We start from the raw sequence: 21,451 nt of genomic DNA, 5'->3' as shown, positions 1-21,451 counted from the left end.
ATGAGTGTAGAAAGAATTGCAGAAACATATAGCTCCGCTATATTTGAATTAGGACAGGAATCAGGTTTGTTACCGCAATTTGATACAGATCTTTCCTATGTGCAAGATTTATTTTCCACCCATGAGGAATTACGCCAAATTTTAATCAATCCTATGTTAGAAGTAGCTGGAAAAAAGAAGATTTTAGAACAAATTTTTGGTGGCGAAGTGCACCCTTTGATTATGAATTTTCTCTATGTTATGGTGGACCGCCGTCGTAGTCCATACATCATGGAAACAGCTCGTGCTTACGTAAAACGATCCCGTGAAAGCCGTGGTATTTTGGAAGCGAAAGTGACGGTTATTGAACCACTTTCAGAAACAATGCGTGAAAAAGTATTGAAAAAACTGCAAGATATCACTGGCAAAGAATGTGTCATCGAAGAACATGTGGATCCATCCATCTTAGGTGGTATGGTCATTCAAGTGGGAGACACTCGGATTGATGGAAGTATGGCTAGACGATTGGAAGAATTGAAAAAATCATTGCTTAATGCAAGTACCAATAAGATTGGGGTGAATGGTTAATTATGAAAATGACGCCTGAAGAAATTACTGCCATTATTAAACAGCAGATTCAGGACTATAATGTTGAATTAAACGTAGATGACGTAGGAACTGTTCTAGAAGTAGGGGACGGTATTGCGCATATCTACGGTCTTGAAAAAGCCATGGCTGGCGAATTGTTAGAGTTACCTCATGGCGTATATGGCATGGTACTCAACTTAGAACAAGATAATGTAGGCGCCGTTCTCCTAGGTAATGACTTCTTGATTAAAGAAGGTGATGAAGTGCGCCGTACAGGCCGCATCATGCAAGTACCTGTAGGAGATGGCTTAATTGGTCGTGTTGTGAATGCTCTTGGTCAACCTATCGATGGTAAAGGCGAAATCGTGGCAGAAACACATCGTCCTGTAGAATATCCAGCACCTGGTATTGCAGATCGTAAATCTGTATTTGAGCCAATGCAAACTGGTTTGAAAGCCATTGATGCGATGGTGCCAATCGGCCGTGGTCAACGGGAGTTGATCATTGGTGACCGTGGTACCGGTAAAACAGCCATTGCTATCGATACAATCTTGAACCAAAAAGGACAAGATGTGATTTGTATCTATGTAGCGATTGGTCAAAAAGAATCTACTGTAGCTCGTGTGGTTCAAAAATTAGAAGAAGCAGGAGCTATGGAATATACTATCGTCGTATCTGCAGGTGCATCTGAAGGGGCTCCTATGCAGTACTTAGCACCATATTCTGGGGTTGCTATGGGCGAACATTTCATGTACCAAGGTAAACATGTACTTTGCGTATATGATGATTTAACAAAACAAGCTGCTGCATACCGTGCGATGAGTTTGTTATTACGTCGTCCTCCAGGACGTGAAGCGTACCCTGGTGACGTGTTCTACTTACATTCTCGTTTATTGGAACGTTCTGCTAAAGTATCTGATGAATTGGGTGGCGGTTCTATTACGGCTTTACCAATTATCGAAACACAAGCAGGTGACGTATCTGCCTACATTCCAACGAACGTAATCTCCATTACAGATGGACAAATTTTCTTGGGTACAGATATGTTCTACTCTGGCGTTCGTCCAGCAGTTGATGTAGGTTTATCTGTATCTCGTGTAGGTGGTAGTGCACAAATTAAAGCGATGAAACAAGTAGCTGGTAAATTGCGCTTGGAATTGGCACAGTATCGTGAATTAGCAGCCTTTGCACAGTTTGGTTCCGATTTAGATGCGTCTACAAAAGCACAATTGGATCGTGGGGAACGCTTAACAGAAATGTTAAAACAACCACAATATTCTCCATTAAAAGTAGAAGAACAAGTGGTATGTTTATATGCGGGCATTAATGGCTATTTCAAACGATTAGCTGTGCATGATGTACCAGCTTTCCAAGATGCGTTATTACAATATGTACATGGAAATTATGCCAATATATTAGCATCAATTAGAGATACTAAGAAATTAGAAGAAGATACAGAAAAAACATTGCAAACTGCGATTTTAGAATGTATTGATGTCTTTGGTGCTACTCACGAATTATTACCAGAGGAGGCGTAATCTATGAGTAGTGCACAAGACTTACGCAAGCGTATAAAAAGTGTCACTAATACGCAGCAAATTACAAAAGCTATGAAAATGGTAGCATCTGCTCGTCTACGTCGTGCACAACAAAAAGCGAAAGGTACTGAACCTTATACAGAACGTCTCCGCCACATGCTGCATCAAAGCATGTCCTCTCTAGATGGAGGTGCGGATTTACCACTACTTACAGTTCGTCCTGTGAAGAAGGTAGCCTATGTGGTGATAGGTGCTGATAAAGGTTTGGCCGGTGCCTATACTAGTAATATCATTAAATACGTGCAAGCTTTATTGCAAGATAAGCCAGCTGAGGACTATAGTCTATTCACAGTGGGTCGCAAGCCAACGGAATATTTCACTGGTCATGGCTATTCTGTAGTGTCTGATTTGCAAGGATTTTCTGATAAACCAGGCTTTCATCATGCTCAAGATATTGTGGAACAAGTGAAAACAATGTTTTTATCTGGTGAGGTAGATGAAGTGGTATTGGTATACACCAAGTTTGTGAACTCCTTATTGCAAGAAGTGACTCATGAGCGCTTATTACCTCTTTCATTAGAAACGGATACAGAAGCAACTGGTGAAAGTTTATTCTATCCAGATCAAGGCTCTGTATTGGAACAATTGTTGCCAGCCTATGTGGAAAGCACTGTATATAATGCATTGCTACATGGGGCGGCTAGTGAATTAGGTGCCCGTATGACGGCCATGACATCCGCTACAGATAATGCAGGCGAATTGATTGGTACCTTGCACTTAGAATACAATAAGTTGCGCCAAGCAGGTATTACTAACGAAATTTCTGAAATCGTAGGCGGTGCAAACGCATTGCAATAATAGATAAAGGAGTATCTCGTATATGAGTACAAATATAGGTAAAGTAGTTCAGGTTATCGGACCTGTGGTAGACGTAGTCTTCCCAAAAGGTGAATTGCCTGCTATTTACAATGCAATTACTATTACAAAAGGCGGCGAACAAGAAACATCTAAGATTGTTGTAGAAGTTATGCAACATTTAGGTGATGACACAGTTCGTTGTGTAGCCATGAGCTCCACCGATGGATTGACTCGTGGCATGGAAGCAGTGGACACAGGTGCCGCTATTTCCGTTCCTGTTGGTGATGGTGTACTAGGTCGTATTTTCAACGTATTAGGCGAAACAGTAGACCACGATCCAGCAGAAGTGAAAGTGAATGAACATTGGCCGATTCACCGGGCCGCTCCAAAATTTGATGAATTAGCACCAGAAACTAATATTTTAGAAACTGGTATTAAAGTCGTAGACTTAATTGCGCCATATGTTAAAGGTGGTAAAATCGGTCTATTTGGCGGTGCCGGTGTAGGTAAAACAGTTCTAATCATGGAATTGATTCATAACATCGCTACAGAACATGGTGGTTACTCCGTATTCGCAGGCGTTGGTGAACGTACCCGTGAAGGGAATGACCTTTGGAATGAAATGAAAGAGTCTGGCGTATTGTCTAAAACAGCGCTTGTTTATGGACAGATGAATGAGCCTCCTGGAGCTCGTATGCGTGTAGCTTTAACAGGTTTGACGATGGCGGAATATTTCCGTGATGTGCAACAACAAGACGTGTTGTTATTCGTAGATAACATTTTCCGTTTCATCCAAGCTGGTTCCGAAGTATCTGCCTTGCTAGGTCGTATGCCATCTGCCGTTGGTTACCAACCAACATTGGCCAATGACGTAGGGGCCTTACAAGAACGTATTACATCGACAAAAGAAGGTTCCATTACGTCTGTACAAGCCGTCTATGTACCTGCCGATGACTTGACTGACCCAGCGCCAGCAGCGACATTTGCTCACTTGGATGCTACTACAGTATTGTCTCGTTCCATTGCAGAACTTGGTATTTACCCAGCTGTGGATCCATTGGATTCCACTAGCCGTATCTTGGATCCATTAGTATTAGGGGAAGAACATTACTCCGTAGCTCGTGGCGTACAAGAAGTACTTCAAAAATACAAAGATTTACAAGATATCATTGCTATCTTAGGTATGGAAGAATTGTCTGAAGCGGATAAATTGACCGTAGCTCGTGCTCGTAAAATTCAACGTTTCTTGAGTCAACCATTCTTCGTAGCTGAAGTATTTACAGGCAGTCCTGGTAAATATGTGCCATTGAAAGAAACATTGCGTGGTTTCCGTGAAATCCTAGAAGGTAAACATGATGACTTACCGGAAAGTGCTTTCTACATGGTGGGAACTATCGATGAAGCTGTTGCCAAAGGAAGGGACATGTTAGGGAAAGGAGAATAATCTATGAGTACCATGCATGTAACAATTATTACTCCTGATGAAACAGTGTTTTCTGGAGACGCAACGATGGTGGTAGGAAAAGCTCTCGATGGAGAGTTTGGTATTCAACCGCATCATATGCCTTTAGTGAGCGCTTTGGCGCCAGGGGCGATTCGCATTGACCATGAGGGCAAGCGTGAAGAGTTTATCCTTCCAGGGGGATTCCTAGAAGTGGAAAATAATTCTGTGTATATCACGACGGCCTCTTGTGAACGTGCTTAATTACATATCGAAGAGATAGAAAAAGGGTTGTACCGAACTACTGTAGTAGTTTTGGTACAACCCTTTTGTGGTTACTTCTGTAATGTTGTTAAGAAAATTTGTATTCTTCGTAACGCCTCTTGGATGGTTTCTTTGGAAGATGCATAGGAACAACGGATGCGGTTAGTACCGCAGGTACCGAAGGCAGATCCTGGTACAACGGCTACATGCTGTTGCTCTAGCAATTGTTCACAGAAATCTTCGTCGGACAGACCAGTTTGAGAGATGTCAGGGAACACATAGAAAGCTCCTTCTGGAACGGCAATCGGTAAGCCCATATCTTGGAATCCTTTTACGATCATGTCACGGCGTTCTAGGTAATCTTGACGCATAGCGATAACGGAGTCATCGCATTCGTTTAGAGCTACGATGGCAGCGTGTTGCACTGGTGTAGCAGGTGCAACGATGCTGTACTGGTGCAATTTAATGCAAGCTGTAATGAACTCAGAAGGTGCACAAAGGAAGCCGATGCGAAGACCTGTCATGGCATAGGACTTGGAGAAACCGTTTAAGATGATAGTGCGCTCTTTCATGCCCGGTAAGGATGCCATAGATATATGGTCCTTGTGGTAGGTGAGTTCCGAGTAAATTTCGTCAGAGATGACGATCAGGTCATGGGCTTTAGCGAACTCCGCAATAGGCAATAGATCTTCGTAGTCCATGATGGCTCCTGTAGGATTGCTTGGATAACACATCAAAATAGCTTTTGTTTTTTCTGTCACAAGCTTTTCTAATTCTTCTACACGAAGTTTGAAGCCATCTTCTAAATGCGTCGGTACAGGTACAGCTTTACCACCACATATGTGAACTTCTGCTTGGTGAGCTACGTAGGATGGATTTGGGATAAGTACTTCATCCCCTTCGTTTAGTAACGCCCGCAAAGATAAGTCGATGGCTTCACTAGCACCGATGGTGAGCATCATTTCATCTGTACCGTAGTGTACGTGGTAACGGCGGTCATACCAATTGCTGATAGCCTCGCGTAGTGGCAAGATACCTGCATTGGGAGAGTAGTTTGTTTCCCCGCGTTCCACACTGGCTACCAGTGCATCTAGCACAGGTTGAGGAGGTATGTAATCGGGTTCCCCAACGCAAAGAGAAATCACATCGTCCATAGCCATGGCTTTTTCCCAAAATTTACGAATCCCAGAAGGGGGCAATGTTTGTGTCATAGTTGAAAGATAATTGTTCCAGTTCATAGATTGTCCTTTCTGATACATGATGCATGTATCTCTATGTCAAATGTCAGGATGTTGTGCCGACTGATATGGATAGTTGCTCTTAAGAGTGTATACAGGCGATCACAACACCTAGTAGAATGATAGAATAAATAATAGTAACAGTGTACCACATTCTTAGAAAAGAACCTAGTGGATTAGAGGTTCTTTTTTATTGCATATAGTGTATAATTGTAGGTATGACATAGCATTTCATAAGAACTTATGTCATACTATAAAGATAGAGAAATCAGATAACGGATTCTCAAACACTGTTGCCGTGGTAGTATAGTAACAGACTTTTAGATTGATTATAAAAAGATAAAAATAGAGTATATTGTAATGATGGGAAAGGAGTTACCGATGGAAACATTTTCCGTTACCTATGCATTGCATGTTCCAACCTATGAAGAGGCGAAGCAAGTGGCTTGGTCCATACAGGTGGAGCAAACCATTGAATTTCCTTATGAATTATTAGGGGAAAGCGACCCACGTCGTCAAATGGTGGGACAATTGCTTTCCTTGGAAGAAAAAGAAGATTGTTTTTTGGCAAAGATTGCCTACCCGGTGGAGACATCAGGATTGGAAGTGACACAGTTTTTAAATGTAGTCTTTGGCAACTCTTCCCTACAACCACACATTTGGGTAGTGGATATTGAGTTTAGTCCTAGTTTGCTAGATGTGTTTACAGGGCCTAAGTTCGGCTTAGCTGGCATTCGAGAATTATGCCAGACCCCAACTCGCCCCATGATTCAAGCCGTAATTAAACCTATGGGGACACCCAATGAAGAGTTGGCTCGCATGTGTCATGCCTATACTATGGGCGGTGCCGATGTGATTAAGGATGACCATGGATTGACGAATCAATCGTTTTCTCCCTTCAAAGATCGTGTGTCACGATGTGCCCATGCAGTACAGGAGGCGAATGCTAAAAGTGGTCATCACACCCTCTATGCAGCCAATGTATCTGGGGATGGTACAGATGTGCTAGAGCGGGCCCATTATGCGAAAGAAGCGGGTGCTACAGCTCTGATGGTAGCCCCTTCCTTAATCGGATTTGGCTGGCTACATCGATTGGCTACCGATGATTCTTTGAACTTGCCGCTCATCGTGCATCCTGCTATGATGGGTGGATTCACATTACCCGGTACATCAGGAATTGCCGCTACGATTTGGATGGGCTTATTGCCACGTATTTTCGGCGGGGATATGAATATTTTCGTGTCTTATGGTGGACGATTTACATTTAAACCAGACTTGTGTCGTCAAATTTGTGATAGTAATCGTGGACCATTGGCGTCGATTAAATCGTCTTGTCCATCTCCAGGTGGTGGCGTGACCGAGGCACGTTTGCCAGAGTTGGTGAGCATTTACGGTACAGATACGATGTTCCTTGTAGGGGGCGATATGTTCCGACGAGGACCAGATTTAACAGAGAATATGAAAGCTTTCATAGATGTATTAGAAAGAAGCTAGGAACAATGACAACAAAAGAGAAAGAGTTAGAAGTTCATGTCGTGGCTAGCGGTAGTAAAGGGAATTGCACCATTATTCGCAGTTCTCACAGTGCAGTGATTGTTGATGCAGGTATTAGTTGCCGAAGGATTACTAATGCTTTGCAGGATTTAGAGATACCCAAACATATGGTAGAAGGGATTGTTATTACCCATGAACATTCTGACCATATTGCAGGGGTACCACAAATGATTAAGCAAATGGGTTTACCTATTATCACAAGACCTAATACAGCACGGCGTCTTATGGATAAATTTGGCGTATCTGCGGAGTGCTTTCAAACGTTAGGAACGAAAGAAGTAACCATAGGAGATATGGTGTTGCAACCATTTTCTACGAGTCATGATGCGGTAGATCCCATTGGTATCACTTGTTATAAAGGGCAGACAAAAGCAGCTTTATTAACGGATACAGGCATGGTATCAAAGGAGATGCTAGAGCATCTACATGATACAGATTTGTTGGTATTGGAAGCCAACTATGATGAGCATATGTTGTTATATGGACCATACTCACCAGATTTAAAACGACGAGTGAAGAGTCAGGCAGGTCATCTATGTAATATGACGGCTATGAAAGTATTATCAGCCTTGAGACGACCTAAGAATATGGAAGTTATTTTTGCCCATCGTTCAGAGCAGAATAATTCTCTCCACTTAGTAGAACAATTATCAGAGCGTTTGTTAAAGTGGTGCAAAACACAAGGGCAAATGGGATTTACTGCATATCATGGGGATCCCAAAGAGTATACTTCGATTGGTATATCTAATCATACATAAAACGCCTTAGTTTGAAATATAGTAAACGTCTTAGGAGATATGATAGTATGAAATTTTCTATCTATTGTATAGGAAAGTTAAAAGAGCCTTATTTGCGAGAAGGAGTAGCGGAATTTGTTAAACGATTGCAACCCTATGGGGGTGTAACGATTACAGAACTGCCGGAAAGTAAATTAGGAGATAAACCTAGCCCATCAGATAAGCAAAAAGCACTCTATGATGAAGGGCAACGGTTATTGAAATATTGCAATCCCCAAGCCTTTGTTGTGTTGCTAGATGTGTACGGTAAACAAATGAGCTCAGAGGAGTTGGCAAAGCGGATTAGTGAACTAGAAGTACAAGGGCATAGTGAGATGATCTTTTTCATTGGAGGAGCCTTTGGTGTATCGGAAGAATTACGACAGCGGGCACAGTGGAAATTATCCATTAGTCCCATGACTTTCACCCATCAAATGGTGCGACTTGTGCTAGTAGAACAATTATATAGAGCTTGTAAGATTAATCGAAATGAACCATATCATTGGTAGGAAAGGAGATATGCATGGCAAGTGCAATTGAAAAAGGAATTACTTATGTGTCAGCGGATATACAGGAATTACCCTTGGAGGATCCTGAATTTATTGGGCATTATAAAACAGAATTAACCGAAGGGAAGGAAGATATTCTTGCCATTGAAGGTGAAATCCAAAATTTGGTACAAGGATATGAGGCGTTCTTTGTCGAATTAAAAGAAATAGGGCAATCTGAGACATTAGACGAACATCATGGTATGGTTAGCGATAATATACGTGAGTATAAAAATGTAACAGCTACGATTTGTACCGTTTTAGATACCTATATAGATATGGCTAATATGATTCATCAAATGGAAACTTCTGGTGGTAATCCTGCCTATTTATTGCATCGTAAACAAGAATTATTAGAGCAGAATGTAGAATTGAATAAAATTTTTGACCGTGTAGATTATTATATTTCTACAGTGGTGGATATGCTTGCAAAGGAAACAGATGTGGTAAAAGCCATGCTAGAGAGCAAGCACACTGTATCTGAAGAGGAGACAGTGCACATTTTATTCCTACATCAGACAGCATTGAGTACTTGTGTAGATATCAATAAATTGTTAGTGGAACGATTACAATTAATGGTACCTCGTCTCGAAGGGTTACGAGAAGATGTGATGAAAGTACAGGTGCATTCTGTAACAAATGATGTAGAAGAACGTAGAAAGCGATTGCAAGAATTACGTCAACAAGCGAAAATAGAAGATGTAACAGATTACGCGGATTTAGAAGGGCAATATCGTCATGCTTATGATGAGGAAGGAAACCACATCGGAACTCAAGAAGGGGGCGATGGTGGTAACCGTAAAAGTTTGACTGCCATTTTGGTTGTAACAGCGATAGTGATTGCTATCTTTGCTGCATATGTATATATGAAATAGGAGGATGTAACCATGACATTACAAGAGATTATGAACAAATATCCAATTACTGTTGGTAAAGATGAACAAATTACAAATGTAGCTAAATTGATGGTAAAACACAATTTAACAGCCATTGCTGTCGTAGATGAAGAGAATAAATTAATCGGTATTGTGTCGGAAGGGGATTTGTTGTATAAAAAAGTTCGTCCTCATGCGCCACATTATATCAATATCTTAGGTGCTAATATTTATTATGGTGGCATCGGTGAATACGATGGACAATTTAAAAAATTAATGGCTACTCATGTTGAAGAAATCATGACTACAGAAGTGATTACTGCTTATGCAGATGCAGAAGTAGAAGTGACTGTAGGAGCTATGGTAGAAAAGCATTTAAAAAACTTACCAGTTGTTGATGATGCATATCATCTAGTTGGTATGGTAAGCCGTCATGATATTATGAAACTTATTGCTGAAGAACAAGGTAAATAGGGAAATAATTGCACTATTGACAACTTTATGATAATATTAAGAATGCAATATTAAAACTTATAATTTGGGTGTACTATACCCTAAGGAGGAAATAGTTTCATGAAAGCAACTGTAACTGCTGTTGATCAGCACAAGGTATCTATTACAATCGAAATTCCAGCGGAAGATGTGAAAAAAGGTTTTGCACAAGCTGTAAAACGCATCGCTGGTCAAGTTAATATTCCAGGCTTCCGTAAAGGTAAAGCACCTCGTAAAATTTTGGAAATGAACTATGGTAAAGAAGCTATCGCTGAAGAAGCGTTTGAATTATTAGCAGGTCGTGCTTATACAGAAGCACTTCGTGAAAATGAAATTATTCCTGTTAGTGGGCCAGAAATCGATCGTGAACAATTCGAAGAAGGTAAAGATTTGATTTTCAAAGCTACAGTAGTTAAACAACCAGAAGTTACATTAGGCGACTACAAAGGCTTAGAAGTAGAAAAACAAGATGCTACTGTTACTGACGAGCAAGTAGAAGAACAATTAAACAATATCCGTAGCCAACAAGCTAAAATGGTAGCAGCTCCAGCAGATGCAACTGTACAAAAGGATGATTTTGCGACAATTGATTTTAAAGGTTTCATCGATGGCGAAGCATTTGATGGTGGTGAAGGTAAATCCTACCCATTACAAATCGGATCTGGCAGCTTCATCCCAGGCTTTGAAGATCAATTAATCGGTCACAAAGCTGGTGAAGATGTGACTGTCACTGTTTCTTTCCCAGAAGACTATTTCGTAGCAGAATTAGCTGGTAAAGAAGCAAAATTTGAATGTCATATCCATGATATTAAACGTAAAGAATTGCCTGAAATCACTGATGAATTCGTACGTTCCGTATCTGTAGGTCAAGGTAAAACTGAACCAGCATACAATACAGCAGAAGAATTCAAAGCAGATCTTCGCAAACGTATGGAAGATGATGCTGCACGTCGCGCTATTGACGCATACAATGCAAGTTTAGTGGAACTAGCTGTTAAAAATGCAACAGTAGATATTCCTGAAATCATGATTGAAGACCGTGCTGAGCAAATGGTTCAAGAATTAGCAATGAATCTTGAAGGCCGTGGTTTGAAATTGGAAGACTACTTAAAATTCTCTAACAAAACTATAGAAGCATTACGTGAAGAAAATAAAGCTGCAGCAGCTGAAAACGTTCGCGCTGATTTAGTATTAGATGAAATTGCAAAAGCAGAAAACGTTCAAGTTACTCCAGAAGATATGAACTATGAAATCTTTGCTATGTCCCAACAATTTGGTGCTGACCCTAAAGAAGTATACGATATCATTGTAAAAGAAGGTCGTGTATCTATGTTAGCAAGTTCTGTAGCACGTAAAAAAGCAGCTCGTTTCATCATAGAGAATGCTAAAGGTGCTGAAAAAGCTGAATAATTGCTAATGCAGGTACATGTATAAGAGGTGTTAGATGTCTATGTATGTGCCAATCGTAGTAGAGCAAACTGGTCGTGGTGAGCGATCCTACGATATTTATTCTCGTCTATTGAAAGATCGAATTATTCTATTAAGTGGCCCCATTGACGATACGGTAGCAAATAGTATCGTAGCGCAATTGCTATTCTTAGAATCTGAAGATCCAGATAAAGATATTCACTTATATATCAATAGCCCAGGTGGTGTGGTAACAGCAGGTATGGCGATTTACGATACTATGCAGTACATTAAACCTGATGTGTCTACAATCTGTGTAGGCTCAGCGGCTAGTATGGGTTCATTGTTGCTCACAGCGGGAGCACCTGGTAAACGCTATGCATTGCCTCACTCTCGTATTATGATTCACCAACCATTGGGCGGTGTCCAAGGGCAAGCTTCTGAAATTGAAATTCATGCTCGTGAGATATTGCGTTTGCGAGAAGAATTGAATGGCGTGTTAGCACATCATACAGGTCAGCCTATTGAGGTGATTGCACAAGATACAGATCGTGATAATTTCATGTCTGCAGAAGATGCAAAACGATATGGCTTAATTGATGAAGTGTTAACTCGTCCATCTTCAACAGAAAAATAAGGAGACAGGGGTTTGAATAAAGACGATAAAGAAAGACGTTGTAATTTTTGTGGTAGAGCAGAAACAGAAGTCGAACGATTAATAGCGGGCCCTAATGTATTCATTTGTAATGAATGCATTGATGTATGCCAACATATTATTGAGGAAGACAAAATTGAAGAACTACCGGAGACGTTTGATTTAAACGATATCCCGACTCCAAAAGAGATTAAAGCTCATCTTGATCAATACGTAATTGGTCAAGATGACGCTAAAGTTTCCTTGGCTGTAGCCGTATATAATCATTACAAACGTTTGCAACATGATAATGTCATCGATGATGTGGAACTACAAAAGTCCAATGTACTATTTATTGGACCTACTGGTAGTGGTAAAACATTATTGGCTCAAACATTAGCAAAAATGTTACAAGTACCATTTGCCATGGCAGATGCTACTAGTTTGACAGAGGCAGGCTATGTAGGGGAAGATGTAGAAAATATTCTACTCAAATTGATCCAAGCTGCCGACCATGATATAGAGCTAGCTGAACGCGGTATCATCTACATTGATGAAATCGATAAAATTGCTCGCAAATCAGAAAATCCGTCTATTACTCGTGATGTATCTGGTGAAGGGGTACAACAAGCATTACTGAAAATCCTAGAAGGAACAGTAGCCTCTGTGCCACCACAAGGGGGACGGAAACATCCAAATCAAGAGATGTTACACTTAGATACAACAAATATCTTGTTTATTTGCGGTGGTGCTTTCGATGGCATGGAAAAAGTGATCACGAAACGAACTGCGAAAAAAACATTAGGTTTTGGTGCAGACATTCAAAAGAAAGAGGAACAAGATGTAGCCTCTATTTTAAAAGAAGTCGTACCAGAAGATTTACAAAAATTCGGATTAATCCCTGAATTTATCGGACGATTGCCAGTGATGGTTACGCTCAGCCCACTTGATGAAGAGGCATTAATTAAAATTTTGACAGAGCCTAAAAATGCATTGACTAAGCAATACGAAAAAATGCTGTCTTTAGATGATGTAAAATTAGTCTTTGAATCAGATGCACTCCGTGAGATTGCGAAAGAAGCCTTAGAACGCAATACGGGAGCACGCGGATTACGGGCCATTATCGAAAAAGTTATGAAACGTGTGATGTATGAAGTACCATCTATGAAAGATGTAAAAGAATGCATCGTAACAGATAAAGCGGTTCGTGGCGAAGAAGAGCCAATACTCAATAAATGAGTCCACGCTGAAGAAATCAGATAGTAAAGGCAAAGAAACTCATTTCATAGGCGGAATGGGTTTCTTTTTATCATATAGTACTGGGGGTTCAATGGAAACTAAACCTATGACATTACCGATGGTTCCCTTACGTGGAATGGTCGTATTTCCCAAAGTAGTAACACAATTAGATATTGGTCGTACTACATCTGTACAAGCTGTTAAGGCAGCTATGGATAAAGATCAATATTTAGTGGTATCTACTCAAAAAGATGAAAGTATCGAAAGTCCTACATTAGAAGAGTTAGGTCGTGTAGGGACAATTGTTAAAATAAATCAAATGCTTCGTTTGCCAGGTGGTGTAGTTCGTATTTTAGTAGAAGGTGTGACACGTGTTAACATTGATACTATTCTAAGTACTGAACCTTTTTACGAAGCCGTTGTAACGCCATTAGAGGTTATTCATGAAGACCCTATGGAAGAAGAAGCATATCGTCGCATTTTGCAATCTAAGTTTGCTCAATGGGTAGAGGTTATTAAACCAACAACAGATGAAGGATTGGACCAAGTATTAGGCAGTGCTGATGCTAGTGAATGGGCAGATCAGGTAGCATTTCTTGTACCTATCCAAACAAAGGTGCGTCAAAGCATTTTAGAAGAGTTATCTGTTAGCCGTAGATTGAATATGGTAGTTGGTGTATTAAATACAGAACTGCAAATCAATGATATGGAAAACTCTATCAATAACCAAGTTCGTCAATCTATGGAAAAAGCACAAAAAGAATATTTCTTGCGTGAAAAGATTCGTATTATCCATGATGAATTAGGTGACAAAATGGATCCTGATCAAGAGGCAGAAGAGTTACGAGAAGAGCTAGCGAAACTAGAGTTGCCAGAGGATATCCATAATCGTATCGACAAAGAGATTACGCGATATAGTCGTATGCCACAAATGATGCCAGAATCCAATATTTTGCGTAATTATATTGATTGGTTATTGCAGCTCCCTTGGAATACACTGTCTGATGATCGCTTAGAATTGAAAGAAGCCAGCGAGGTGCTTGATGGTGACCATTATGGTTTAGAAAAAATCAAGAAACGGATTCTAGAATTTTTGGCAGTGCGCAAGTTATCTGGTAAACAAGGCGGTTCTATTTTATGTTTAGTAGGGCCTCCAGGGGTGGGTAAAACATCCTTGGCTAGTTCCATTGCAAAAGCAATGAATCGTAAGTTTATCCGTGCTTCCTTAGGTGGTGTTCGAGATGAAGCTGAAATTCGTGGCCATCGTCGTACCTATGTAGGCGCCTTGCCTGGTCGTATGATTCAAGGACTAAAGAACGCTGGTACTCGAAACCCTGTATTCTTGCTTGATGAAATTGATAAGTTAGCGTCTGATTATAAAGGGGATCCATCCTCTGCCTTATTAGAGGTGTTGGACCCTGAACAAAACAGTACATTCAGTGACCATTACATTGAAATTCCATTTGACTTCTCTGATGTATTTTGGATTACTACTGCTAATGTAGCAGGGAATATTCCTAGACCATTATTGGATCGTATGGAAATCATCGAGCTCAGCAGCTATACAGAGGAAGAAAAACTAGAAATTGCTAAACGCTACTTAGTGCCAAAACAAATTGAAAAACATGGTTTACAAGAGCAAGGAGTGAAACTATCCGATGCCGTGTTAAAACGTGTGATTTCAGAATACACTCGTGAAGCTGGTGTACGTACCCTAGAAAAAACAATTGCTAAAATTTGCCGTAAATTGGCATTTGCTGTGGTTACAGAAGATGAAAAAGCACCAAAAGTAACGGTAAAGAATTTGGAAGATTATTTAGGTACCCCTAAATTTGTAGAAGAGTCTCGTGAAAAACAAGCTCAAGCAGGTCTTGTGTATGGTCTTGCTTGGACCTCTGTAGGTGGCGTGGTATTGCCATGTGAAGCGACAACTATGCAAGGCACAGGGAAATTAAACTTAACCGGTAGTTTAGGCAAAGTGATGCAAGAATCTGGTCAAGCGGCTATGTCCTACATTCGTCATCGTCAAATAGAATTGAAATTGCCAGAAAAATTCCATAAGGAACTGGATATTCATGTGCACTTACCAGAGGGAGCTACGCCTAAAGATGGCCCATCTGCAGGGATTACGATGACCTTGGCTATTGTATCTGCGTTAACCGGTAAAAAAGTACGATCTGATATTGCCATGACAGGTGAAATTACTTTACGTGGTAGAGTGTTGCCAATCGGTGGTTTGAAAGAAAAATTATTAGCTGCACTTCGCTATGGAGTGAAAGAAGTGCTTATTCCTGAAGGCAATAAAAAGGATATCCAAGACTTACCAGATATCGTAAAAGAAGGATTGCTTATTACTCCTGTAAAAACGATGGAACAAGTATTAGAAAAGGCATTACTATGAAGAAAAAACCAGCAGTAAAACGCCATCCAAAACCAGTGTATACAAGAAAAGAGATAACAGGTCCACGTATCATCGCAGCAAAATATATAGCATCTGCGGTGAAGGCGGATCAATACCCAGAAGGTGATACCATTGAAATCGCCTTTTTGGGACGATCCAATGTGGGAAAATCTTCTTTGATTAACTCTTTATGTAATTATAGAGGATTAGCACTGGTCAGTGGTACGCCGGGTAAAACGAAAACGATCAACTTCTTTAGTATAGAATCAAAAGAAGATTTACCAGATGATATGGAACGTCGTTTTGATTGGTTCTTAGTGGATTTACCAGGGTATGGATATGCTAAAACAGGAGGCTCCAATACCAATATTTGGTCTTCTTTCATTGCTAATTACATTTTACAAAGCGAACGGATGATGCTACTTTGTTTACTCATTGATGGGCGTCATCCAGAGTTGCCCATTGATCAGGAGGCCTTTGATTGGTTGCAATCACACGGAGTACCTTTGCAAATTGTGGTAACAAAAGCGGATAAGTTAAAAATGAATGAGCGACAAAAACAGTTAAAAACTATTGAAGAGCGATACCCAACAGGGTATCCACCAATTTTGTACAGCTCTTTAAAGCATACAGGTCGTGATCGTTTATTAGCACGTATTAATGCAGTCTTATTGGGGGAAGAGGAATGAGTATTCTTACAGATGCACAAATGAAACTGCGCGTATCTAAAGATTTAGAGCGTGTAGAAACATATTTGCAACAATCTCTACAAACTGGTGCAGAAGATTTTAATGCACTCATTCGTCCTCTTTCCGCAGGGGGCGGCAAGCGATTACGGGCGCAATTGTGTTTGTTGATTGCTTTGAGTGGAGATTCTAATCAAGAAGATAGAGTGCGTATGGCGGCGGCTATTGAGATGCTGCACTTGGCTACACTCATTCATGATGATGTGTTAGACCAAGCAGAAGTACGCCGAGGAGTCACGTCCATTCATTGCACAAAAGGCAATAAAGTGGCGATTCTTAGTGGAGACTATTTGTTTGCTAAAGCATTTGGTATTGTAGCTGAAATCGGGTCCATTCCATGTTTAACCATTTTTTCTGAAATTATTTCTGCCTTGGTAGAAGGCGAATTTATGCAAATGGAAGATGTGTACCGATTAGATCAAGGTACAGAACGATACCTACTAAAAACACAAAAGAAAACAGCAGATTTCATTGAAGGTTGCTTAGCATTAGGTGGCATTCTTGGTGGATGGTCAGAGGAGCATATTTCATTATTGCGCACCTATGGTCATGGTTTAGGCATGGCTTTCCAAATTACTGATGATGTGATGGACTATCGTGAGCAAACAGTCACTACAGGTAAGCCCGTCGGCAAAGATGTGAAAGAAGGTATTTTGACCTATCCTTTATTATCTGTCGTAACTCCTGACAACACAACGCATGTAACGAATATGATTGAAGACATTCGCAATGGAAAAGATACAAAGGAATTGATGGAGTATGTGATGGCTAAAGGTGGTATCGATCAAGCCTTAGCTCTTGAGGCAACATATCGTAAACAAGCGGAGACAGCTTTACAACAACTACCATCTTTCAAAGGGAAAGATATTTTGGAAACTGTTCTTGAGAAATTGTCGAACCGTAAGGTGTAGTATGAAAGAATTTCAAGTAAAAAACTTTGAAATGAGTGCCAAACGTCCATCCTTGAATAGTGTCATAGAACAAAGAAAGCGTCTTGCTCAACAACAGGTAGAGCAAGACGCCTTGTTGCAACAGGATACCTATACGGAAACAGAAGCGAAACTTATGCAAGAGGCGTCCTCCATGTCTGTGGTGGACCACTTAAGTGAACTTCGCACACGTTTAGTAATCGCTATAGTGGCAATTATTATAGGTACCTTGGGGGCGTACTATTATGTGGAAGATATTCTGCAAATTTTAGTGGCACCAGCAGGAAAATTATATTATACAAAACCAACAGAAGCCTTTTTTACATATATGAAGATTTCCTTAGTAGCAGGTTGTATTGTATCTAGTCCTGTATGGTTTTATCAGATTTGGGCTTTCATTGTACCGGCCTTGTCGAAAGGCGAGAAGAAGGTCACTTTTATGGTGGTGCCTACAGCGGTGGTCTTATTTGTGGTAGGTGTACTATTTTCATATTACTTAGTATTGCCTATGGCTATTCAGTTTTTTATTGGCTTTGGTACAGATGAATTACAACCATTATTTTCTATAGGGCAATATATCGATTTTGTGATTGCCTTTATTTTACCCTTCGGAATTACGTTTGAACTGCCGCTTATTTTGATTGCTTTGGGTATACTGGGTATTCTTTCATCTGATCGATTACGGGAATATAGGAAAATGTTTATTCTCTTGGCTTTTATTATCGGTGCAGCTATTTCTCCGACCCCAGATATGTTATCACAAACTATGATTGCGGGACCTATGATTTTACTCTATGAAATTAGTTATGGTGTATTACGATATATTGTAAAAGTATGAGCATTTGGTTCATATTATGTTCATAATTATAGTGTATACTGATTCAGAGACTAATTAGTGTATATAAAGGATGTAATATGAGACGAAAAATAATCATAGGTATCCTGAGTATTTGTGCTATTATATCTGCTGCAGTAGGCACATGGTATTGGTATAATGCCAAGCAAAATAGTATATCTATGGAGTCCACATCGATGGATGCGGACACTGTTAAGCTAAAAAAGGTGGCTTTACCAGAAACAAAAGTTGTGCCCACAACAGATAAGGTAGAAGCTAATGATGGACCTGACCCTATTATGGTAGATGCCAAAGGGGCAGTTAATCTGTATAAAAAACAATATCCAACGGCGCAAATTAAAGGGATAACCTTTGCAGAACAAGATGGACGCAAAAGCTACGAAGTAGCAGGTGTTTCTTCGGAGGCTGGTCATAGTGTGATGATTGATGCAACCACTGGCCAAGTTCTAAGTGCAGAAGTAGATACAGCACCAGAAAATTTAAAAGAATCTACAGCTATCGACTTAGGAAATGTAATTAATCCTGATGAGGCAAAGCAAGTGGCTATTACTATTTTAGGTAGTAGTGCTCGTCTAATACGATGGGAACTTGAAACAAAAGAATATGTGGCTAGATACCATATGGTATTAGATGTGAACGGTGACATTATGCATGTTGTTATTGATGCTAATTCCAGTCAGGTAATCGAAGTGACTAAAGAAGGATAAAAGCTATTCAATCCAAAAAGGTTGAATAGCTTTTTTGTGTTATTTCTATTGTAATAATGGATCTACCATACCATTATCAGTGAAAGCTTGTTCTCTATCACGGCATGTGCCACATGTATGGCATGGGGTAGAGCCGCCTTCATAACAAGACCAGGTAAGGTGGTGGAATCTACCCCGCCACTGGATAATACTAATGCTTTCATAGGAAACCTTTCATGGAAATAAAAAAATTATAAGTGAGTACTGACATAGAACAGATGATGTACTATAATAGTAAGGATAAGATTGTTATAAAAGGAGATAGTATGCGTTTACGTAGAAAACCATGGATTGATGAAGCAATCCTAGAATATAATACATATACTGTACTAGAGAATCACGAAGTTTTCAAGGGAAAATGGCGTGAAAGTTTTGCAGATCCATCTAAACCTTTATATATGGAATTAGGGACGGGAAAAGGCAAGTTCATTGCTGGTATGTGTGAAGCCCATCCAGAAGCAAACTTTGTGGGCTTTGAAGTGCAAATTGGAGTGCTATACTATGCCGCTCAAAAGTTATTTGAACAACAAGCTGAGAATGGTAAAGTGAGCTTATTTGATATTGCGGGGATTGAAGAAGTAGTAGCACCAGGAGAGGTAGACCGGTTCTATATTAACTTCTGCGACCCATGGCCAAAAGCTAAGCATGCGAAACGTCGATTGACCTATCACACCTTCCTAGATCGATATGCACGATTATTGAAGGAAAATGGAGAAATCCACTTTAAAACAGATAATGAAGGCTTGTTTATGTTCTCTTTGGAGGAGTTTACAAACTCTGGTTGGACATTAAAAAATGTAAGTTATGATTTACATAGTACGGATATGCCTAATGTGCGCACAGAATATGAGGAAAAATTTAGTGCCAAAGGGCAGCCAATTTTCCGCTTAGAGGCTATTAAGCCAGCTAAAGGAAGTGATACGACAGATGCAGGAAAATAGTCATACTTCATCTAAGCCATCATCTAGTGTATGGCAAAATATTCGATCTTTTTATCGTAGTATTATTAAGCATGATGGACAAGGTATATTAGTGCCTCTTTTTGGGATTATTTTAATAGGATTTTTTAATGGTTACAGTGCTACCTATACTACGACCCTACAAGGGGGAGATAATTGGAAACCATTTTGGTTCTTATTAGGTAAACAACTAGTCTTTCTAGGGGCTGGTATTCTTGTAGCCTGGAGATTCTATTTGTTTGATTACCGTAAATGGGCAGACTCAAAGGTACAACTAAAGATGTTTTTGTTTTTACTCTTTTTGTTGCTCATTGTATTTTTACCCTTCTTAGGGCATGGCGCTAATGGTGCGCGACGTTGGATTGGATTGCCTTATGGAATGACATTACAGCCATCTGAATTTGCTAAACTAGCAGCTATTATTTGGGCGGCCTATAGTATTGATAGACATGTGAAAAAGCATGGGAGAATGTACTTGTATGAATATTATGATTGGGGTGGGAATACACGGTTACATGGACTTTGGAGTTGGTGGAATCGTGTCATAGGAAAACTAAATGCCCTGTGGAAGGCCCTGCGAGGCACACCGGGGATATTTCACCCTAACTTATTAGTGCCAGCTGTATTTACAGTTCCTTTTGTGTATGCTTTCATTACTATGTTTCAACCAGATATGGGCACAGCTGTATTAATTTTCAGTTTTCCCGTGATCATGACCTTTTGCGTAGGTTATTACAGAGGGCATAGGAAATATTTAGGTATAGCATTTGGCGTTGTACTAGCTATTGCGTATCCCTTAATTGCTTTTGTGTCCTATCGACTGGAGCGGGTTCGTGCCTATTATGATCCATGGTCAGATACTACGGCTAATGGATATCAAGTGACGCAGAGTATACTGAGTGTATCGATTGGTGGTTTTTGGGGCGAAGGCTTTACAAAGGGAATTTCCAAATATAATTATTTGCCAGAGGCTCATACAGACTTTGCTTTTTCTATTTTCTCACAAGAGTTTGGCTTATTAGGTGTGTGCTTGGTTATCTTTTTATTTCTTTGGTTTACAAAATATGGACTTTCCATTGCTCGTCAATCTAGAGATTTATTAGGTCAAGTGTTAGCGGTAGGTCTTACATTTTTTATTACTATTCAAGCATTTTTTAATATTGCTATGGTGGTGGGAATGCTACCAGTAACGGGGGTACCCTTACCCTTTATTAGTTATGGGGGATCCTCTTTGGTGACAAATTTTGCTGTCATAGGTATATTATTAAATATTGCGCGCCGTAATGAATATGCACGCAAACAAATAGGAACGACACGTCATTTGCCGTCCATTGGCGAAGAAACGCGCCATCGTTTTCAACCTAAGTCTTAATGTTTTAAGTG

21 protein-coding genes and 1 pseudogene are annotated in these 21,451 nt (G+C 40.1%); 20 read left to right on the top strand and 2 right to left on the bottom strand.

Features of this window, described 5'->3' with window-relative positions:
* The 5 genes from EO113_RS05535 to atpC are packed head-to-tail and all read left to right on the top strand — an operon-like array spanning position 1 to position 4,668.
* Positions 1-567: a F0F1 ATP synthase subunit delta gene (locus EO113_RS05535; protein ID WP_127135752.1), complete on the top strand. Its 567-nt coding sequence runs from the start codon at positions 1-3 to the stop codon at positions 565-567.
* Positions 568-569: 2 nt separating this feature from the next.
* On the top strand, positions 570-2,105 hold the full coding sequence (gene atpA, locus EO113_RS05530; RefSeq protein ID WP_127135751.1) for a F0F1 ATP synthase subunit alpha: 1,536 nt from the start codon (positions 570-572) through the stop codon (positions 2,103-2,105).
* A gap of 3 nt (positions 2,106-2,108) precedes the next feature.
* On the top strand, positions 2,109-2,963 hold the full coding sequence (gene atpG / locus EO113_RS05525; protein WP_127135750.1) for an ATP synthase F1 subunit gamma: 855 nt from the start codon (positions 2,109-2,111) through the stop codon (positions 2,961-2,963).
* 22 nt (positions 2,964-2,985) lie between these two features.
* Complete coding sequence (gene atpD / locus EO113_RS05520; protein ID WP_127068356.1) at positions 2,986-4,407, top strand: F0F1 ATP synthase subunit beta; 1,422 nt, start codon at positions 2,986-2,988, stop codon at positions 4,405-4,407.
* A gap of 3 nt (positions 4,408-4,410) precedes the next feature.
* The gene (atpC, locus tag EO113_RS05515) at positions 4,411-4,668 is read left to right on the top strand and encodes an ATP synthase F1 subunit epsilon (RefSeq protein WP_127135749.1); all 258 of its coding nucleotides are present in this window, start codon (positions 4,411-4,413) and stop codon (positions 4,666-4,668) included.
* A 71-nt stretch (positions 4,669-4,739) separates the two neighbouring features.
* Here atpC and EO113_RS05510 read toward each other — a convergent pair whose 3' ends face one another.
* On the bottom strand, positions 4,740-5,927 hold the full coding sequence (locus EO113_RS05510) for a pyridoxal phosphate-dependent aminotransferase (protein ID WP_370466878.1): 1,188 nt from the start codon (positions 5,925-5,927) through the stop codon (positions 4,740-4,742).
* A 360-nt stretch (positions 5,928-6,287) separates the two neighbouring features.
* Between EO113_RS05510 and EO113_RS05505 the strand changes: the two genes are divergently transcribed.
* The 13 genes from EO113_RS05505 (at position 6,288) to EO113_RS05445 (ending at position 19,070) form a co-directional block, all read left to right on the top strand.
* A complete protein-coding gene (locus EO113_RS05505) occupies positions 6,288-7,400 on the top strand; it encodes a RuBisCO large subunit C-terminal-like domain-containing protein (protein ID WP_127061515.1) in 1,113 nt (370 codons plus the stop codon).
* 5 nt (positions 7,401-7,405) lie between these two features.
* Positions 7,406-8,218, top strand: a complete 813-nt coding sequence (locus EO113_RS05500) for an MBL fold metallo-hydrolase (RefSeq protein WP_127135748.1) — start codon at positions 7,406-7,408, stop codon at positions 8,216-8,218.
* Between the two features lie 47 nt (positions 8,219-8,265).
* A complete protein-coding gene (gene rlmH / locus EO113_RS05495) occupies positions 8,266-8,745 on the top strand; it encodes a 23S rRNA (pseudouridine(1915)-N(3))-methyltransferase RlmH (RefSeq protein WP_009353345.1) in 480 nt (159 codons plus the stop codon).
* A 14-nt stretch (positions 8,746-8,759) separates the two neighbouring features.
* A complete protein-coding gene (locus EO113_RS05490; protein ID WP_127135747.1) occupies positions 8,760-9,659 on the top strand; it encodes a hypothetical protein in 900 nt (299 codons plus the stop codon).
* A 12-nt stretch (positions 9,660-9,671) separates the two neighbouring features.
* A complete protein-coding gene (locus EO113_RS05485) occupies positions 9,672-10,133 on the top strand; it encodes a CBS domain-containing protein (RefSeq protein ID WP_009353341.1) in 462 nt (153 codons plus the stop codon).
* A gap of 99 nt (positions 10,134-10,232) precedes the next feature.
* Positions 10,233-11,561, top strand: coding sequence for a trigger factor (gene tig, locus EO113_RS05480; RefSeq protein ID WP_127135746.1), 1,329 nt, complete (start codon positions 10,233-10,235; stop codon positions 11,559-11,561).
* Positions 11,562-11,601: 40 nt separating this feature from the next.
* Positions 11,602-12,195 (top strand): ATP-dependent Clp endopeptidase proteolytic subunit ClpP, encoded by a 594-nt coding sequence (gene clpP, locus EO113_RS05475; protein ID WP_197413483.1) that lies wholly within the window; start codon positions 11,602-11,604, stop codon positions 12,193-12,195.
* A 12-nt stretch (positions 12,196-12,207) separates the two neighbouring features.
* Positions 12,208-13,431: an ATP-dependent Clp protease ATP-binding subunit ClpX gene (clpX, locus tag EO113_RS05470; protein WP_009353388.1), complete on the top strand. Its 1,224-nt coding sequence runs from the start codon at positions 12,208-12,210 to the stop codon at positions 13,429-13,431.
* A 91-nt stretch (positions 13,432-13,522) separates the two neighbouring features.
* Positions 13,523-15,832: an endopeptidase La gene (gene lon, locus EO113_RS05465; protein ID WP_127135745.1), complete on the top strand. Its 2,310-nt coding sequence runs from the start codon at positions 13,523-13,525 to the stop codon at positions 15,830-15,832.
* Positions 15,829-16,521 (top strand): ribosome biogenesis GTP-binding protein YihA/YsxC, encoded by a 693-nt coding sequence (yihA, locus tag EO113_RS05460; RefSeq protein ID WP_009353280.1) that lies wholly within the window; start codon positions 15,829-15,831, stop codon positions 16,519-16,521. Before lon ends, yihA begins: the two co-directional genes overlap by 4 nt.
* Positions 16,518-17,489, top strand: a complete 972-nt coding sequence (locus EO113_RS05455; RefSeq protein WP_127135744.1) for a polyprenyl synthetase family protein — start codon at positions 16,518-16,520, stop codon at positions 17,487-17,489. The genes yihA and EO113_RS05455 overlap by 4 nt, the downstream gene beginning before the upstream one ends.
* Before the next feature lies 1 nt (position 17,490).
* Entirely contained in the window at positions 17,491-18,345 is an 855-nt protein-coding gene (gene tatC, locus EO113_RS05450) for a twin-arginine translocase subunit TatC (RefSeq protein WP_127135743.1), read from the top strand.
* A 77-nt stretch (positions 18,346-18,422) separates the two neighbouring features.
* Entirely contained in the window at positions 18,423-19,070 is a 648-nt protein-coding gene (locus EO113_RS05445; protein ID WP_127010965.1) for a PepSY domain-containing protein, read from the top strand.
* 45 nt (positions 19,071-19,115) lie between these two features.
* Here the strand turns inward: EO113_RS05445 and EO113_RS05440 are convergent.
* Positions 19,116-19,235: pseudogene (locus EO113_RS05440) on the bottom strand (7-cyano-7-deazaguanine synthase); the annotation flags it as partial.
* A gap of 140 nt (positions 19,236-19,375) precedes the next feature.
* Between EO113_RS05440 and trmB the strand changes: the two are divergent.
* Complete coding sequence (trmB, locus tag EO113_RS05435) at positions 19,376-20,050, top strand: tRNA (guanosine(46)-N7)-methyltransferase TrmB (protein ID WP_009353360.1); 675 nt, start codon at positions 19,376-19,378, stop codon at positions 20,048-20,050.
* The gene (locus EO113_RS05430; RefSeq protein WP_127135742.1) at positions 20,037-21,440 is read left to right on the top strand and encodes an FtsW/RodA/SpoVE family cell cycle protein; all 1,404 of its coding nucleotides are present in this window, start codon (positions 20,037-20,039) and stop codon (positions 21,438-21,440) included. The genes trmB and EO113_RS05430 overlap by 14 nt, the downstream gene beginning before the upstream one ends.
* Positions 21,441-21,451: the final 11 nt, after the last annotated feature.

Source organism: Veillonella sp. 3913 (genome assembly GCF_003992235.1).
GTDB lineage: Bacteria > Bacillota > Negativicutes > Veillonellales > Veillonellaceae > F0422.
This window is presented reverse-complemented; position numbering and strand designations above follow the sequence as displayed.

Coding starts and splice junctions, on each gene's coding strand:
- EO113_RS05535 (WP_127135752.1), top strand. CDS start 1: ATGAGTGTAGAAAGAATTGCAGAAACATATAGCTCCGCTATATTTGAA.
- atpA (WP_127135751.1), top strand. CDS start 570: ATGAAAATGACGCCTGAAGAAATTACTGCCATTATTAAACAGCAGATT.
- atpG (WP_127135750.1), top strand. CDS start 2,109: ATGAGTAGTGCACAAGACTTACGCAAGCGTATAAAAAGTGTCACTAAT.
- atpD (WP_127068356.1), top strand. CDS start 2,986: ATGAGTACAAATATAGGTAAAGTAGTTCAGGTTATCGGACCTGTGGTA.
- atpC (WP_127135749.1), top strand. CDS start 4,411: ATGAGTACCATGCATGTAACAATTATTACTCCTGATGAAACAGTGTTT.
- EO113_RS05510 (WP_370466878.1), bottom strand. CDS start 5,927: ATGTATCAGAAAGGACAATCTATGAACTGGAACAATTATCTTTCAACT.
- EO113_RS05505 (WP_127061515.1), top strand. CDS start 6,288: ATGGAAACATTTTCCGTTACCTATGCATTGCATGTTCCAACCTATGAA.
- EO113_RS05500 (WP_127135748.1), top strand. CDS start 7,406: ATGACAACAAAAGAGAAAGAGTTAGAAGTTCATGTCGTGGCTAGCGGT.
- rlmH (WP_009353345.1), top strand. CDS start 8,266: ATGAAATTTTCTATCTATTGTATAGGAAAGTTAAAAGAGCCTTATTTG.
- EO113_RS05490 (WP_127135747.1), top strand. CDS start 8,760: ATGGCAAGTGCAATTGAAAAAGGAATTACTTATGTGTCAGCGGATATA.
- EO113_RS05485 (WP_009353341.1), top strand. CDS start 9,672: ATGACATTACAAGAGATTATGAACAAATATCCAATTACTGTTGGTAAA.
- tig (WP_127135746.1), top strand. CDS start 10,233: ATGAAAGCAACTGTAACTGCTGTTGATCAGCACAAGGTATCTATTACA.
- clpP (WP_197413483.1), top strand. CDS start 11,602: ATGTATGTGCCAATCGTAGTAGAGCAAACTGGTCGTGGTGAGCGATCC.
- lon (WP_127135745.1), top strand. CDS start 13,523: ATGGAAACTAAACCTATGACATTACCGATGGTTCCCTTACGTGGAATG.
- yihA (WP_009353280.1), top strand. CDS start 15,829: ATGAAGAAAAAACCAGCAGTAAAACGCCATCCAAAACCAGTGTATACA.
- EO113_RS05455 (WP_127135744.1), top strand. CDS start 16,518: ATGAGTATTCTTACAGATGCACAAATGAAACTGCGCGTATCTAAAGAT.
- tatC (WP_127135743.1), top strand. CDS start 17,491: ATGAAAGAATTTCAAGTAAAAAACTTTGAAATGAGTGCCAAACGTCCA.
- EO113_RS05445 (WP_127010965.1), top strand. CDS start 18,423: ATGAGACGAAAAATAATCATAGGTATCCTGAGTATTTGTGCTATTATA.
- trmB (WP_009353360.1), top strand. CDS start 19,376: ATGCGTTTACGTAGAAAACCATGGATTGATGAAGCAATCCTAGAATAT.
- EO113_RS05430 (WP_127135742.1), top strand. CDS start 20,037: ATGCAGGAAAATAGTCATACTTCATCTAAGCCATCATCTAGTGTATGG.